Annotated in this window: 9 protein-coding genes; 2 read left to right on the top strand and 7 right to left on the bottom strand. The window is 70.6% G+C overall.

Annotated elements, in window-relative coordinates; translation table 11 throughout:
• Positions 1–494: 494 nt before the first annotated feature.
• Both CF68_RS14450 and CF68_RS14445 read left to right on the top strand, forming a co-directional pair.
• Complete coding sequence (locus CF68_RS14450) at positions 495–773, top strand: accessory factor UbiK family protein (RefSeq protein ID WP_035819871.1); 279 nt, start codon at positions 495–497, stop codon at positions 771–773.
• An 81-nt stretch (positions 774–854) separates the two neighbouring features.
• Positions 855–2,408 carry a YifB family Mg chelatase-like AAA ATPase gene (locus tag CF68_RS14445; protein ID WP_035819870.1) on the top strand — a complete coding sequence of 518 codons (1,554 nt, stop codon included), beginning with the start codon at positions 855–857 and terminating at the stop codon, positions 2,406–2,408.
• Between the two features lie 4 nt (positions 2,409–2,412).
• Here CF68_RS14445 and pgi read toward each other — a convergent pair whose 3' ends face one another.
• The 7 genes from pgi to ptsP form a co-directional block, all read right to left on the bottom strand.
• Positions 2,413–4,044, bottom strand: a complete 1,632-nt coding sequence (gene pgi / locus CF68_RS14440; RefSeq protein WP_035819868.1) for a glucose-6-phosphate isomerase — start codon at positions 4,042–4,044, stop codon at positions 2,413–2,415.
• On the bottom strand, positions 4,044–5,531 hold the full coding sequence (zwf, locus tag CF68_RS14435) for a glucose-6-phosphate dehydrogenase (RefSeq protein WP_035819867.1): 1,488 nt from the start codon (positions 5,529–5,531) through the stop codon (positions 4,044–4,046). The genes pgi and zwf overlap by 1 nt, the downstream gene beginning before the upstream one ends.
• A gap of 58 nt (positions 5,532–5,589) precedes the next feature.
• The gene (locus tag CF68_RS14430) at positions 5,590–6,621 is read right to left on the bottom strand and encodes an SIS domain-containing protein (RefSeq protein WP_035819865.1); all 1,032 of its coding nucleotides are present in this window, start codon (positions 6,619–6,621) and stop codon (positions 5,590–5,592) included.
• Positions 6,614–7,717 carry an N-acetylglucosamine-6-phosphate deacetylase gene (gene nagA, locus CF68_RS14425; protein ID WP_035819862.1) on the bottom strand — a complete coding sequence of 368 codons (1,104 nt, stop codon included), beginning with the start codon at positions 7,715–7,717 and terminating at the stop codon, positions 6,614–6,616. Before nagA ends, CF68_RS14430 begins: the two co-directional genes overlap by 8 nt.
• A gap of 42 nt (positions 7,718–7,759) precedes the next feature.
• Positions 7,760–8,824: a porin gene (locus tag CF68_RS14420; RefSeq protein WP_051591533.1), complete on the bottom strand. Its 1,065-nt coding sequence runs from the start codon at positions 8,822–8,824 to the stop codon at positions 7,760–7,762.
• Between the two features lie 118 nt (positions 8,825–8,942).
• Positions 8,943–10,646 carry an N-acetylglucosamine-specific PTS transporter subunit IIBC gene (nagE, locus tag CF68_RS14415; protein ID WP_051591532.1) on the bottom strand — a complete coding sequence of 568 codons (1,704 nt, stop codon included), beginning with the start codon at positions 10,644–10,646 and terminating at the stop codon, positions 8,943–8,945.
• A 63-nt stretch (positions 10,647–10,709) separates the two neighbouring features.
• Entirely contained in the window at positions 10,710–13,262 is a 2,553-nt protein-coding gene (ptsP, locus tag CF68_RS14410; RefSeq protein ID WP_035819860.1) for a phosphoenolpyruvate--protein phosphotransferase, read from the bottom strand.
• Positions 13,263–13,734: the final 472 nt, after the last annotated feature.

The raw sequence follows: 13,734 nt of genomic DNA, 5'->3' as shown, positions 1-13,734 counted from the left end.
CGGGGGGGCCTGCCGGTGCCGGGGCCGCCGCGTCCGTGCTTTGCGCGTAGGCGGTGGCGGCGGCACTGGTCAGGACAACCGCGCTGACTGCAAGGGCCAACTTCTTCATGGGTTTCTTCTCCTTATTCCTGAGGCTCGGATTTCGTTTATTGGATTTCGGTGATTCAATGAGGCAGGCGAACCTACTACTGCAACTGCCATGCCAGCTCCCCGGAAATCGGCGGCCCATGTCGGCCATGATGGCGTGCCGTGACCAAAGCCAGACTTGAATCTGCCCTGCAGCGAAGCCAGATCGGGTTAAAAGGTGTGAACGCGGATGCGCCGGAGCTTTCGCCCACGTGCCTCACGGGCGATAATTGAGTTCTGACGGTGGCTGCGTGCGCGACACCCAGGCCGCGCGCCCGCAATCGGGGCGCCCAATTCCTGTGCGAAAGCGCGCTAAACGCCAGATGCCCACCCGGATTGGCACCAGTTAGGTGCGCAAAGGAGAAACCATGAAACCGACCGATCTCTTCAACGACCTGCAGAACAAGGTCAGCGAGGCGCTGCGCAACTCGCCGGCAAGGGACATCGAAAAGAACGTGCGCAGCATGATGACCCAGGGCTTTGCCAAGCTGGACCTGGTCACGCGCGAGGAATTCGACGTCCAGTCGCAGGTGCTGGCCCGCACCCGCGCCCGCCTGGAGGAACTGGAGGGCCGCGTGGCCGAGCTTGAGCGCCGCGCCGGCATCCCGCCCGGCGCCGGCTCGGTGGATTCGACCGGGGGCGCGTGAGCACGCCGGTCCTGCCCGATCCCGCCCGCCTGCCTGAAGGCCGCCACTCCTGGCGGCCTTTTTCGTTAACAGTTCGATGACATGAGCCTTGCCGTCCTACGCAGCCGGGCACTGACCGGCATCGCGGCGCCGCCGGTGCGGGTCGAGACCCACCTTGCCAACGGCCTGCCGGCATTCACCATCGTCGGCCTGGCCGACACCGGCGTGCGCGAAAGCCGCGAGCGCGTGCGCGCCGCCATCCTCAACAGCGGCTACGAGTTCCCCAACCGCCGCATCACCGTCAACCTGGCCCCGGCCGACCTGCCCAAGGAATCCGGCCGCTTCGACCTGGCCATCGCCCTGGGCATCCTGGCCGCCAGCGGCCAGATCCCGGCCGAGGCACTGGATGCGCATGAGTTCGCCGCCGAGCTGTCGCTGTCCGGCGAACTGCGCCCCGTGCGCGGCGCGCTGGCCATGGCCATGGGCCTGGCGCGCGACAACGCCGCCCGCACCGCCGCCGGCGAGGCGCCGCGCGCCTTCCTGGTGGCCGCAGGCAATGGAGCCGAAGCCGCGCTGATCGAGGACCTGGCGGTGCATGCCGCGGCCACGCTGCGCCAGGCCTGTGACCACCTCTGCCCCCTGCCCGACGCGCGTCTGCCCCGCGCCATGCCGGCGTTGCTGCCCGCCACCACGGACCGCGGTCCCGACATGCGCGACGTGCGCGACGTGCGCGGCCAGGCGCAGGCGCGGCGGGCCATGGAAGTGGCCGCCGCCGGCCAGCACTCCGCCCTGCTGGTGGGCCCGCCGGGCACCGGCAAGTCGATGCTGGCGCAGCGCCTGCCCGGGCTGCTGCCGCCGATGACGCTGCAGGAAGCACTGGAGTCCGCCGCGGTCATGAGCCTGACGCCGGGCGGCTTCCGCACCGCGCTATGGGGCCAGCGCCCGTTCCGGTCGCCGCACCACACGGCATCCGGGCCGGCCATGGTCGGCGGCGGCGGCAACCCGCGCCCGGGCGAGATCTCGCTGGCGCACCACGGCGTGCTGTTCCTGGACGAGCTGCCCGAATTCGACCGCAGGGTGCTGGAAGTCCTGCGCGAGCCGCTGGAATCCGGCCGCATCACCATCGCCCGCGCCGCCGGCCACGCCGACTTCCCCGCCTGCTTCCAGTTCGTCGCCGCGATGAACCCCTGCCCGTGCGGCTACCTCGGCCATCCCGACCGCCCCTGCCGCTGCACGCCCGACCAGGTGCGGCGCTACCAGTCCCGCATCTCCGGCCCGATGCTCGACCGCATCGACCTGCAGGTGGAAGTCCCCGCGCAGGACCAGGGCGAGATGCTCGACGGCCCGCCCGGCGAACCCAGCGCCGTGGTGCGCACCCGCGTGTTGGCCGCGCGCGAGCGCCAGCTGGCCCGGCAGGGCAAGCCCAACAATGAACTGGGCGGACGCGAGATCGAACAGCACTGCATGATGGAACCGCAGGCGCAGGCACTGCTGCGCGGCGCGATGACGCGGCTGGCGTGGTCGGCGCGGTCGTACTACCGCGTGCTGAAGGTGGCCCGCACCATCGCCGACCTGGACGGTGCCGAGGTGCTGACCGCCGCGCACGTGGGCGAGGCGATCCAGTACCGGCGGGCGTTGCGGATGGCGGGCGGTTGAATGCCTAACCTACCAGCGAAGCCAGCGTTGCAGCCCCCACCGGATCCATCTCCTTTGGCACCTCGCGCCGCGCCAGGCACCCCTGCATGTCCGACGCGATCGCCTTGCCCAGTTCCACGCCCCACTGGTCATAGGCGTGGATGCCCCAGATCGCGGCCTGCACGAAGACCTTATGCTCGTACAGCGCGATCAGCGCGCCCAGCGACGCGGCGTCGAGCGTGTCCAGCCAGAGCAGGCTGACTGGCACGTTGCCTGGAAAGGTGCGATGCGGCGCGAGCAGCTCGGCTTCCTGCGGCGGCAGGCCGGATGCCGACAGCGCGGCCAGCGTTTCATCGTGGGTGCGTCCGCAGGACAGCGCGCTGGCCTGCGCCAGCAGATTGGCCAGCACCAGCTGGTGATGCTTCTGCGCCTGCGGCAGCGGCACCTCGCAGCGGCGCGTGCCGATCAGGTCGGCGGGCACCAGGTGCGTGCCCTGGTGCAGCAGCTGGAAGTAGGCGTGCTGCCCGTCCAGGCCCAGGCCGCCCCAGACGATGGGGCCGGTATCGTGGCCCACTACCCTGCCCGCCGCGTCCACGCGCTTGCCGCACGACTCCATGTCCTGCTGCTGCAGGTAGGCGGGCAGCCGGGCCAGCGGCGCCGCGTAGGGCGCGACCAGCTGCGTCGGCGCGCCCAGGAAATTGCGGTTCCAGATGCCGCACAGTGCCATCGCCACGGGCAGGTTGCGCGCCAGCGGAGCGCTGCGGAAGTGCGTGTCCATGGCGTGCGCGCCGTCCAGCAGCGCGCGGAACTGGCGCGGGCCGGCGGCGATCATCACCGGCAGGCCGATGGCCGACCACAGCGAATAGCGCCCGCCCACCCAATCCCAGAAGCGGAACACCTGCTGCGGCAGGTAGCCCTCGGCCACGGCGCGCGCGGCGTTGGCGGTGATCGCGGCGAACTGCGCCGGCACTTGCTGCGCCGGACAGCCGTGGTCGAGCAGCCATTGCCGCGCCGAGGCAGCGTTGATCAGCGTGTCGTGCGTGGTGAAGGTCTTGGATGAGACCAGGAACAGCGTAGCGGCCGGATCGGCCTGGCGCAGCACGGCGTATAGCTGCGCCGGGTCCGGATTGGAGACGAAATGCAGCTGCACGGCGTCGCTGGCGTGCGCGGCCAGCGCCTCGCAGGCCATGCGCGGTCCCAGGTCGGAACCGCCGATGCCGAGGCTGACCACATGCCGGATCGGCGCCCCGCCAAAGCCGCGCACGCGGCCATCGCGCACGGCATCGGCGAAATCGCAGGCGCGCGCCAGTTCCGCATCGATTTCTGCCGCCAGCTGGCTGCCCCAGGGTGGATGCGCGTCGGCGCCGCCACGCAGCGCGACATGCAGCACGGCGCGGCCTTCGGTGGCGTTGACGGGCTCGCCGGCGAGCATGGCGTCGCGCTGCGCCTCGATGCCCGCATCTTGCGCCAGGGCCAGCAGCGCGTCATGGACAGCGCGGTTGATACGTTGCCGCGTGAAGTCAAGTTCGATGCCGGCAGCCGACAAGCGCGCGTAGTCGCCGCGGCCCGGCTCGTGCACCAGTTCACGCAGATGCGGCAGCGGCTGCGCGGCCAGCGCGCCAAGAGCCCGCCATGCAGGGCGTTCGGTCAGCCGCATCACGCCTCCTCCGACCACTGCACGCCTTCGCGCGCCATGAACGCCGACGATGCCGCCGGGCCCCAGGTGCCGGCGGTATAGGGGCGCGGGCCTTCGTCCTGCTGGCGCCACGCTTCCAGGATCGGGTCGACCCAGGTCCAGGCGGCCTGCAGCTCGTCGCGCCGCACGAACAGCGCCAGCCGTCCGCGGATCACGTCGAGCAGCAGGCGCTCGTAGGCTTCGGCGCGCCGCGTGGTGAAGGCCGAATCCAGGTTCAGCGCCAGGCTCAGCGGTTTCAGCTTCATGCCCTCGCCCGGCTGCTTGACCATCAGCGTGAGCCGCACCGACTCTTCCGGCTGCAGCCGGATCACCATGCGGTTGGGCTGGAGCGTGCTGCCGGCATCGAAGATCGAATGCGGCACCTCGGCGAAGTTGATCACCACCTCGGTCACGCGCTCCTGCATGCGCTTGCCGGTGCGCAGGTAGAACGGCACCTTGTTCCAGCGCCACGTGCCCAGTTCGGCGCGCATCGCGACGAAGGTTTCGGTGCGGCTGTCGGGCGGAATGCCTTCCTCCTGCAGGTAGCCGCGCACCAGCTCGCCGGCGATGGCGCCCGCGGTGTACTGGCCGCGCACGGTATTGCGGCGCACGTCCTCGGGCGACATCGGCCGCAGCGAGCGCAGCACCTTGAGCTTTTCATCGCGCACCGCATCGGAGGTGAGCGATGCCGGCGGCTCCATCGCCAGGATGCTGACCAGCTGCAGCAGGTGGTTCTGCACCATGTCGCGCATGGCGCCGGCCTCGTCGTAGAAGCCGCCGCGCGTGCCCACGCCCACGGTCTCGGCCACGGTAATCTGCACGCTGCGCACGAACGGTGTGCGCCACAGCGGCTCGAAGATCGAATTGCCGAAGCGCAGCGCCATCAGGTTCTGCACCGTTTCCTTGCCCAGGTAGTGGTCGATCCGGTAGGTGCGGTCCTCGCTGAAGTAGCGGCTGACCACCTCGCCGATGCCGATGGCCGAGGCCAGGTCCACGCCCAGCGGTTTTTCCAGCACCAGCCGTGTGTCGTTGGCGATCAGGCCATGGCTGGCAAGGTTGTCGCAGGTGGCCGCGAACAAACCGGGCGGCATCGCCATGTAGTAGATGCGCAGCGCGTCCTGGCGCAGCTGCGCGGCCAGCGCCGGATAGTCCCCGGACTGCGAAGCGTCAACGTGCACGAAATCCAGCCTCTGCAGGAAGGTCTGCCATTTGGCCGGTTCGAGATAGCGCGCATCGACAAAGGGTTGCGCGCTTTCATCGGCAAAATTGACAAAGGCCTCGCGGTCCCAGCGGTGCCGGCCCACGCCGATGATGCGGGTGCCGTCGGGCAGGTTGCCGTCGCGGTGGCACATGTAGAGCGATGGCAGCAGCTTGCGCGCCGACAGGTCGCCGGCGCCGCCGAAGATGACGAGGTCCAGCGGCCGCGCGTCGGCAGTGCCGGAGGAAGAGGCGGTTCGGGTGGTTTGCATGACGGACTCCTTGCTTGCCGGGGCGGCGTGGGGCGGTATAGGGACAGTATGGGCCGGCTCAGCGTGTCTCGGTCACCTTGCGCAGGTACTGCGGCTGGTCGGGATTGCGGCCGCGTGCCAGCGCCAGCGCCTGCGCGGCGACATAGAAGCTCTGGATGGCGCAGATCGGATCGAGCAGCGGATGGGCGGCCGGCACCAGTGGCAACTCCAGGGGCAGCTCCGCATCAACCGTGCCAGGAGGCGCCGCCAGCAGCACGCGCGCACCACGCTTGCGCATCTCGGCGGCCAGCGCCAGCAGCCCGGCCTGTTCCGGTCCGCGCGGCGCGAACACCAGCAGCGGGTAGCCGTCGCCGATGATTTCCATCGGACCGTGCCGCACTTCGGCGCCGGAGAAGGCCTCGGCCTGGATGCCGGAGGTCTCCTTGAGCTTGAGCGCCGCTTCCTGCGCGATCGCCAGGCCCGCGCCGCGGCCCAGCACGATCATGCGCTCCACGTCGCGCAGCGCGGGCACCAGCGCCGACCAGTCCTGCGCGGCCGCTTGCTCCAGCGCGGCCGGCAAGCCCGCGCAGGCATCGACCAGCTCGCGCTCGCCGCTGCGCGCGGCCTCGAGATGCCCCACCAGCAGCGCCGACATCGACAGCATGGCGATATAGCTCTTGGTCGCGGCCACGCTCTGCTCGGGGCCGGCAAGCAAGGGCAGTTCATGCGCGCACGCCTGCGCCAGCGGCGAATCCGGGGCGTTGACCAGCGCCACGGTGGCGGCGCCGCCGTCGCGCAGCGCCTGCATGGTCTCGACCAGGTCCGGGCTGCGGCCCGACTGCGAGAACGCCACCGCCAGCAGCCCGGCCACGCGCAGCGCGCTGTCGTGCAGCGTCACCGTCGACATCGGCAGCGAGGCCACCGGCACGCCCAGCCGGCGCGTGACCAGCGTGGCGAAGTAGCTGGCGGCATGGTCCGAGCTGCCGCGCGCCACGGTCAGCGCCGCGGGCCAGGCCTGCGCGGCGAGTTGCGCGGCCAGCTTCGCCACGCGCGGCGCCTGCGCCAACTGCGCGGCCACCACGGCCGGCGCGCTCAGCGCCTCTTCAAGCATTCTCGACACAGCATTCTCCTTCGACATAAACGGTGCGCACCGACAGCGCGCGGTCCAGCACGACCACGTCGGCCCAACAACCCTGTGCCAGCATGCCGCGGTCGGACATGCCCAGGTACTGGGCCGGATACAGCGACACGCGCCGCGACGCATCGGCCAGGTCCAGCCCGATCGAAACAAAGTTGCGCAGCGCCTGGTCCATGGTCAGCACGCTGCCGGCCAGCGTGCCGTCGGCCAGGCGCACGCTGCCGTGGACCTTGTAGACGGTCTGGCTGCCCAGGTGGTACACGCCGTCCGGCATGCCCGCGGCGGCGGTGGCGTCAGTCACCGCATACAGCCGCGGGATCGCGCGCAGCGCGGCGCGGATCGCGCCCGGATGAACGTGCAGCAGGTCGGGGATCAGCTCGGCAAACTCGGCGTGCGCCAGCGCTGCCGCCACCACGCCCGGCGCGCGGTGCTGCAGCGGGGTCATCGCGTTGAACAGGTGGGTGAAGCCGCTGGCGCCGGCGTCCAGCGCGGCCACCGCGTCCTCATAGGTGCCCAGCGTGTGGCCCAGCTGCACGCGCACGCCGCGCGCGGCCAGCAGGCGGATGATGTCCAGATGCCCCGGCAGTTCGGGCGCCAGCGTCACCACCTTCAGCGGCGCGGCGCCCAGGTACTGCTCGAGCTCTTCCGACGTGGCAATGGCCGAGGTATCCGGCTGCGCGCCCAGCTTGCCGGGATTGATATACGGCCCTTCCAGGTGCACGCCCAGCATGCGCGCCGCGCCGGGCGGGCGCTGTGCGCAGGCCCGGCCCAGCGCCTGCAGTGCGGGCAGCAGCACGTGGTGCGGCGAGGTCATGGTGCTGCCCAGCAGGCTGGTGGTGCCAAAGCGCACATGCGCGCGCAGGATCACCGGCACCGCGGCCTCGCCATCCATGAAGTCCTTGCCGCCGCCGCCGTGGTTGAGCAGGTCGACAAACCCCGGCAGCACGTACGGGGCATCGTTGTGCTCAGGCGTGGCGGGCACGCCCTCGATGCGCGCGATGCGTCCGTCCGGGCCGGCGTGGATCTCTCCGAAGATCCAGCCGGCCGGCGTCAGGATGTTTCCTTTCATGGCAATGCTCTCCAATACATTCAAGTCACCGGCCAGCCACCGTCAGAACAGGTGGATGATGCCGGCATAGGCGCCCTGCTGGGTCGCCCCGGCGCGCGGCATGGTGTCCGGCGACGCCTCCACCGAGAAGGTGGCATTGCGCGAGTTGAACACCGACGCCACCGTGCCATACAGCGAGGTGCGCTTCGACAAGTCATACTTTGCGCCCAGTGTGACAAGCGTGCCATGCCCGCCGCTCTTGTTCAGGGTGGCGTAGTAGACGCCGGACAGCAGCGTCAGCGCCGGCAGCAGGCGGTAGTTGGCGCCGACCCATGCCATCTGGCTGCGCGTGGCGGCGTAGGGGTTCTCCGGCGTGGCCACGGTATCGCCCGAGGACACGGTCAGGTTGTAGCCGGCGAACAGGCGCAGGTTGTTCAGCGCGTAGCTGGCGCCCAGCGTGTACTGGCGCGAGTTGACATACAGGTTGTCCATGCGGCCCTGCGCGTCGCGCAGCTCCTCATAGATACCGGTCAGGTTCAGGTTGCCCTGCGCGTACTTGATGGCCGCGCTCAGCTGCTTGCCGCTGTTGAAGCTGCCCGCCACGCCGTCGCTGCCGGCCTGCGCGCGCACGCTCAGCCCGCCCCACACCGGTGAGTTGTAGGTCACGGCATTGGGGCGCGAGCCCCAGTTGCGGCCGTAGACCAGCGTGGCGACCGAGCTGGCCTGCAGGCCCATCGGGTCGATCGCGCCGCTCTCGTCGTCAGTCAGGCTCATGGCCCGGCCCAGCAGCAGCGTGCCCCAGTCATTGCTGGCCAGGCCCACTTGCGCGCGCCGGTTGAACAGCGGATCGGAGCGCCCGGTGCCGGAGGTGATCATGCCCTCCAGGTTGAAGACCCCGCGCAGGCCACCGCCAAGGTCCTCGGCGCCGCGCATGCCCCAGAAGCTGACGCCGTACTGGTTGCTGCCGAAGCGGAAGGTGTCCACATCGCCGCCCGGGCGGGCGATGCCGTTGACATAGTCGAGGCCGGCCACGGCGCGGCCGTACAAGGTGATGCCGGTACCGGCGGACTGGGCGCAGGCGCCCCCGGCCGACGCTGCGAGCAGCGCCGTCAGTGCAATGCGTTTCACGATCAATGACTCCTGGATAGGCAGACGGTATCCACCGGCGCGGCTGTCGTCGCGGCCGTCATTGTTATTGCCGATGGGGAAGGTCGACCGCAGCCGCGCACGGCTGCGGCGGCGGGGGTCAGGTGGGCATGGCTTGCAGGGCGCGCTCGAAGGCGGCCGCATGTCCGTCAGCAGCATGGCCGAAGGCGATATGGGCGGTGTCATCGCCGATCCACATCAGCTGGCTGCCGGCAAGGTGGTCGGCACGCACCCGGGCGCGCTCGCGCACCACCACGCGCAGCCGCGTCAGTGCCACCACGCCGACCGAGGCGATATTGGCGGCGCCGCCCAGCGCATCGATCCACCAGGCGGGATCGAAAGTACCGGCAGCCGGCACGGACGCCTGGGTTGCAACGGCGGGCACAGCAGCCACCACGGCCGTGGCCTGCGGCGCCTGCTGCAGCACCGCGCGGATGTCGCCAGCAACCTGCTCGGCCTGCGGCCCGATCACCACCTGCACCACATTGGGCGGGCGCTTGAGCACACCGCGCACGCCCAGCGCCTTGAGCCGCGGCTCGGACACCGCGCCGATATCGGCCACGTTCAGCCGCAGACGCGTGGTGCAGGCATCGACCACGACCAGGTTGGCGGGGCCGCCCAGCGCTTCGACATAGCGTTGCGCCACGCTGCCCGCGGCCGGCTGCGCGGCACCGCCGGCGGGCGCCACGGGCACCACTTCATCGCGGCCCGGCGTCAGCAGGTTGAAGCGGCGGATAAAGAAGCGGAACAGCCCGTAGTAGACCAGCGCATAGGCCAGCCCCAGCGGAATCGCCAGCCAGCCGCGGCTGGACAGCCCGTAGCCCAGCACATAGTCGATCGCGCCCGCCGAGAAGGTGAAGCCCAGCCGGATATCGAGCGCATGGCACAGCGCCATCGACAGCCCGGTCATCAGCGCATGCAGGCCGTACAGCACCGGCGCCAGGAACATGAAGCTGAACTCGATCGGCTCGGTGATGCCGGTCAGGAACGAGGTCAGCGCCATCGAGAACAGCATGCCGCCCACCAGCGCGCGCCGCGCCGGCGGCGTCTCGTGGTACATCGCCAGGCAGGCGGCGGGCAGGCCGAACATCATCACCGGGAAAAAGCCGGTCATGAACAGGCCCGCGCCGGGGTCGCCGGCAAAATAGCGGTGCAGGTCGCCCGATACCGCCGCCCCCGTGGCCGGATCGGCGTAGCTGCCGAACACGAACCACGCCAGGGTATTGATCAGGTGGTGCAGCCCGGTCACCAGCAGCAGCCGGTTCAGCAGCCCGAAGACAAAGGCGCCGGCCGAGCCCGCCGTGGTCAGCCACGCGCCGGCCGCGTTGATGCCGGCCTGCACCGGCGCCCACGCATAGGCCAGCACGATGCCCAGCAGCAGGCAGCACAGCGCCGTGACGATGGGCACGAAGCGCTTGCCGGAAAAGAAGCCCAGATAGGGTGGCAGCGCGACATTGCGATAGCGGTTGTAGAGCCCGCCCGCCACCGCGCCGGCGACGATGCCGGCCAGCACGCCCATGTCGAGCGACTTGTCGATGGTCTTCATCACCGTGGTCAGCACCAGGTAGCCGATGGTGCCGGCCAGCGCCGCCGCGCCGTTGTTGTCGCGCGCAAAGCCCACCGCCACGCCGATCGCGAACAGCAGGGCCAGGTTGGCAAAGACCGCGTTGCCGGCCTCGGCCATCAGCTTGATGTCGAACACGTCGGGCTGGCCCAGGCGCAGCAGCAGGCCGGCCACGGGCAGCACCGCAATCGGCAGCATCAGCGTGGCGCCCAGGCGTTGCACCCTGGGCAGCAGGTCCATCTTCATTGGCGTTCTCCGAATCCGTGCGCGCGTGGCGCGTATTGGGTTGTGGTCGACTGGCGTTTATGCCGGCCAGTAGCGGCGGCACGCGTCGCGCACCGCGGCGGCTGACGGCAGCCGCAGCAATTCGCCTGCGCGCTGCCGGCAATCGGCATGCGAGAGCGCGCGCACGCGCGCCTTGACGCCCGGCACCAGCCCGGCGTCGACTGACAACTCGGTCACGCCCAGGCCGACCAGCACCGGCACGGCCAGCGGGTCGCCCGCCAGCGCGCCGCACACGCCCACCCAGCGCCCGTGGCGCGCGGCGCCCTCGGTGGTGGCGGCGATCATGCGCAGCACCGCGGGATGCAGGCCGTCCATGCGCGCCGCCAGTTCCGGCTGGCAACGGTCCATGGCCAGCGTGTATTGGGTCAGGTCGTTGGTGCCGATCGAGAAGAAGTCGGCGTGCTCCGCCAGCTGGTCGGCCAGCAGCGCGGCGGACGGGACTTCGATCATCACGCCGACCTCGATTTCGGGATCGGCGCCCGCCGCGGCCGCCAGCGCACGGATGCGTTCGCGCCAGGCCAGCAGTTCGCCGACCTCGCTGACCATCGGCAGCAGGATGCGCAGCGGCGAACTCGCGCGCACGGCCAGCAGGCCGCGCAGCTGGTCGTCCAGCAGTTGCGGGCGCACCTGTGCCAGGCGCACGCCGCGCAGGCCCAGGGCGGGGTTGTCTTCGGCAGGCAGGTGCAGCCAGGCGGCGTCCTTGTCGGCGCCGATATCAAGCGTGCGCACGATCGCGCTGCGGCCCTGCAGGGCATCGGCAATGGCCTGGCAACTGGCGGTGTGGTCCGCCGCCGCGGGAGCTGCGTCGCCGTGCAGGAACAGCAGTTCGGTGCGCAGCAAGCCGACCGCATCGGCACCATGCGCCACGGCATTGCGGGCGTCGTCGAGGCTGCCGATATTCGCGGCCACCTCGACAGGCACGCCATCGCGGGTGCTGGCCGCGGCGTGCGCGGCGCGCAGGTCGGCCTCGCGCTGCTGCGCGCGCAGCCTGACGGCGCTGGCGGCGGCGGCCAGCAAATGGGCATCGGGGCAGGCGTGCAGGCGGGCGCTGTCGGCGTCGGCGATGACCGGCGTGCCGTCCTGCAGGCGCTCCAGCGCGCTGCCCAGCGCCACCAGGCAAGGGATGCCGAGCTGGCGCGCGATGATGGCCGCGTGCGAGGTCGGGCCACCGCGCGCCATCACCAGTGCGGCAACCCGGGTGCGGTCCAGTCCGGTCAGGTCGGAGGGCGTGAATTCCCCGGCGGCCAGCGCGATGACATCGCCGTCGGCGGCCGGTGCGGGCAGCTGGGCGGGGACACTGCCCGCCGGGGCCAGCGCACGCAGCACGCGCTTGCCCAGGTCCAGCACGTCGGCGGCACGTTCGGCCATGCGGCGGTCGGCCATCGCGGACAGCATGGCGGCTTCGGCCCGGGTGGCCTCGCGCCAGGCAAAGCCCGCGCTCTTGCCGGCGGCAATCATGGTCTCGGCCGCGGCCTGCAGGGCCGGGTCTTCCAGCAGCGCGCGATGCATGGCGAAGATGCCGGCTTCGGCGCCAGCGCGGCGCGCGGTGGCGGCTTCGCTCTCATGCGCCAGCTGGGCGTCGATGGCCGCCAGCGCGGCGCGCAGAGCCTCGCGCTCGGCGGCAATGCCCTGGCCGGCCTCGGTTGGCTCCGGCGTGGTCTCGCGCCACCAGTGCAGCGTGCCGATCGCGATGCCGGGGGCGGCAGCCACGCCGGGGATGCCATCCGCCGGCAGGCCGGCGCCCGGGCCGGGCTGCGCCACCGGCGCGGACACCGTGGGCACGGCTTCTTCTTCGCCCACGCCGGCGCGCTGCAGTTCGTACGCGACCGCATCGAGCGCGGCGCCGGCATCGCGGCCGGTCGCCACCAGCTCGACCGTGGCGCCCTCGCCGGCGGCCAGGCCCAGCAGCGCCACCAGGCTGGCCAGGCTCGCCTGCCGGCCGCCGTAGTGCAATGCGACGTTGGCGTCCAGGCCGCGCGCGGCTTCGCGCGCCCGTGCCGCGGGCCGGGCGTGCAGGCCGCCAGGGCAGGCCAGCGTGACCGAGCGGCGCTGTTCGGCCGCGGTCACGTGATCTTCCTGCGCGGGCGCCGCAGCACCCGCGGCACGCACCTGCAGCAGCACCGTGCGGCCCGCCTCGGCCTGCGCCGCGTCGGTCCTGGCGGCGACCGTGAAGGCATCGCCATTGGCGATCGCCATCACCGTCACCAGGCTCGGCGCCTGCTGCGCGACGCGGTCGACATCGAAACGGATCAGCGCATCGCCCTGGCGCACGGCAGCGCCCTGCGCCACGCAAGGGGCAAAGCCTTCGCCGCGCAGCGACACCGTATCGATGCCGACATGCAGCAGCACCTGTGCCCCGCACGGGGCCTGCAGCGTCAGGGCGTGGCCGGTGGCGGCCAGGTGGACGATGGTGCCGTCGCAAGGCGCCACCAGCGTGTCGCTCAGGGGGTCGATGGCCAGGCCGTCGCCGAACATGCCGTCGGCAAAGACCGGGTCCGGCACCGCCGCGAGGGGAAGCAGCACTCCGCTCACCGGAGCCCGCAGCAACAGGGTTTCGCTCGTCTCAGCCATCTTGCTTCCAGAAATCGCGGCAGCCGGTGCGGGAATGCGGCGGCGCCAGGGTCAGGGGAAAGATAGACGGACACTGACAATAAAAATACCAGTGAAAACCACTACTACGATGTTGTATCTAAGTGGCATCTTTGTTGAGGTAACGCAAAGCAGCGCTTGCACGGCCCTCACATTCGCCTGATTCATCACACAATCCTTGTATTTACCTAGGATTTTTCCGAATCATGGCAGCGCTTTCGAGCAGCATAGCCAGCAGGACCTTTCCAATACCAGTTGATGCAAAGCGAGGTCGTGGCGATTCCGTCGCCCAGGCGGCGCAAGTCCGGCCATACCGACTCGAAATGTCCTAAAGTGGTATCATCTGCCCCACATTCTGGTACTACGAGGATTCGCAATGGATCAACGGCTGCAGGCCCTCAAGCCGGACGAAGCGGAGGCGACGCCGATCTACCTGCAAGTGGCGCGCAGGCTG

It is taken from the genome of Cupriavidus sp. SK-4, assembly GCF_000611125.1.
GTDB lineage: Bacteria > Pseudomonadota > Gammaproteobacteria > Burkholderiales > Burkholderiaceae > Cupriavidus > Cupriavidus necator.
The sequence above is the reverse complement of the archived record's forward strand: the minus strand, read 5'-3'. Positions and strand labels throughout refer to the sequence as shown.

Bases quoted from the DNA above. Each gene is read 5' to 3' on its own strand.
- CF68_RS14450 (WP_035819871.1), top strand. From the start codon at position 495: ATGAAACCGACCGATCTCTTCAACGACCTGCAGAACAAGGTCAGCGAG.
- CF68_RS14445 (WP_035819870.1), top strand. From the start codon at position 855: ATGAGCCTTGCCGTCCTACGCAGCCGGGCACTGACCGGCATCGCGGCG.
- pgi (WP_035819868.1), bottom strand. From the start codon at position 4,044: ATGCGGCTGACCGAACGCCCTGCATGGCGGGCTCTTGGCGCGCTGGCC.
- zwf (WP_035819867.1), bottom strand. From the start codon at position 5,531: ATGCAAACCACCCGAACCGCCTCTTCCTCCGGCACTGCCGACGCGCGG.
- CF68_RS14430 (WP_035819865.1), bottom strand. From the start codon at position 6,621: ATGCTTGAAGAGGCGCTGAGCGCGCCGGCCGTGGTGGCCGCGCAGTTG.
- nagA (WP_035819862.1), bottom strand. From the start codon at position 7,717: ATGAAAGGAAACATCCTGACGCCGGCCGGCTGGATCTTCGGAGAGATC.
- nagE (WP_051591532.1), bottom strand. From the start codon at position 10,646: ATGGACCTGCTGCCCAGGGTGCAACGCCTGGGCGCCACGCTGATGCTG.
- ptsP (WP_035819860.1), bottom strand. From the start codon at position 13,262: ATGGCTGAGACGAGCGAAACCCTGTTGCTGCGGGCTCCGGTGAGCGGA.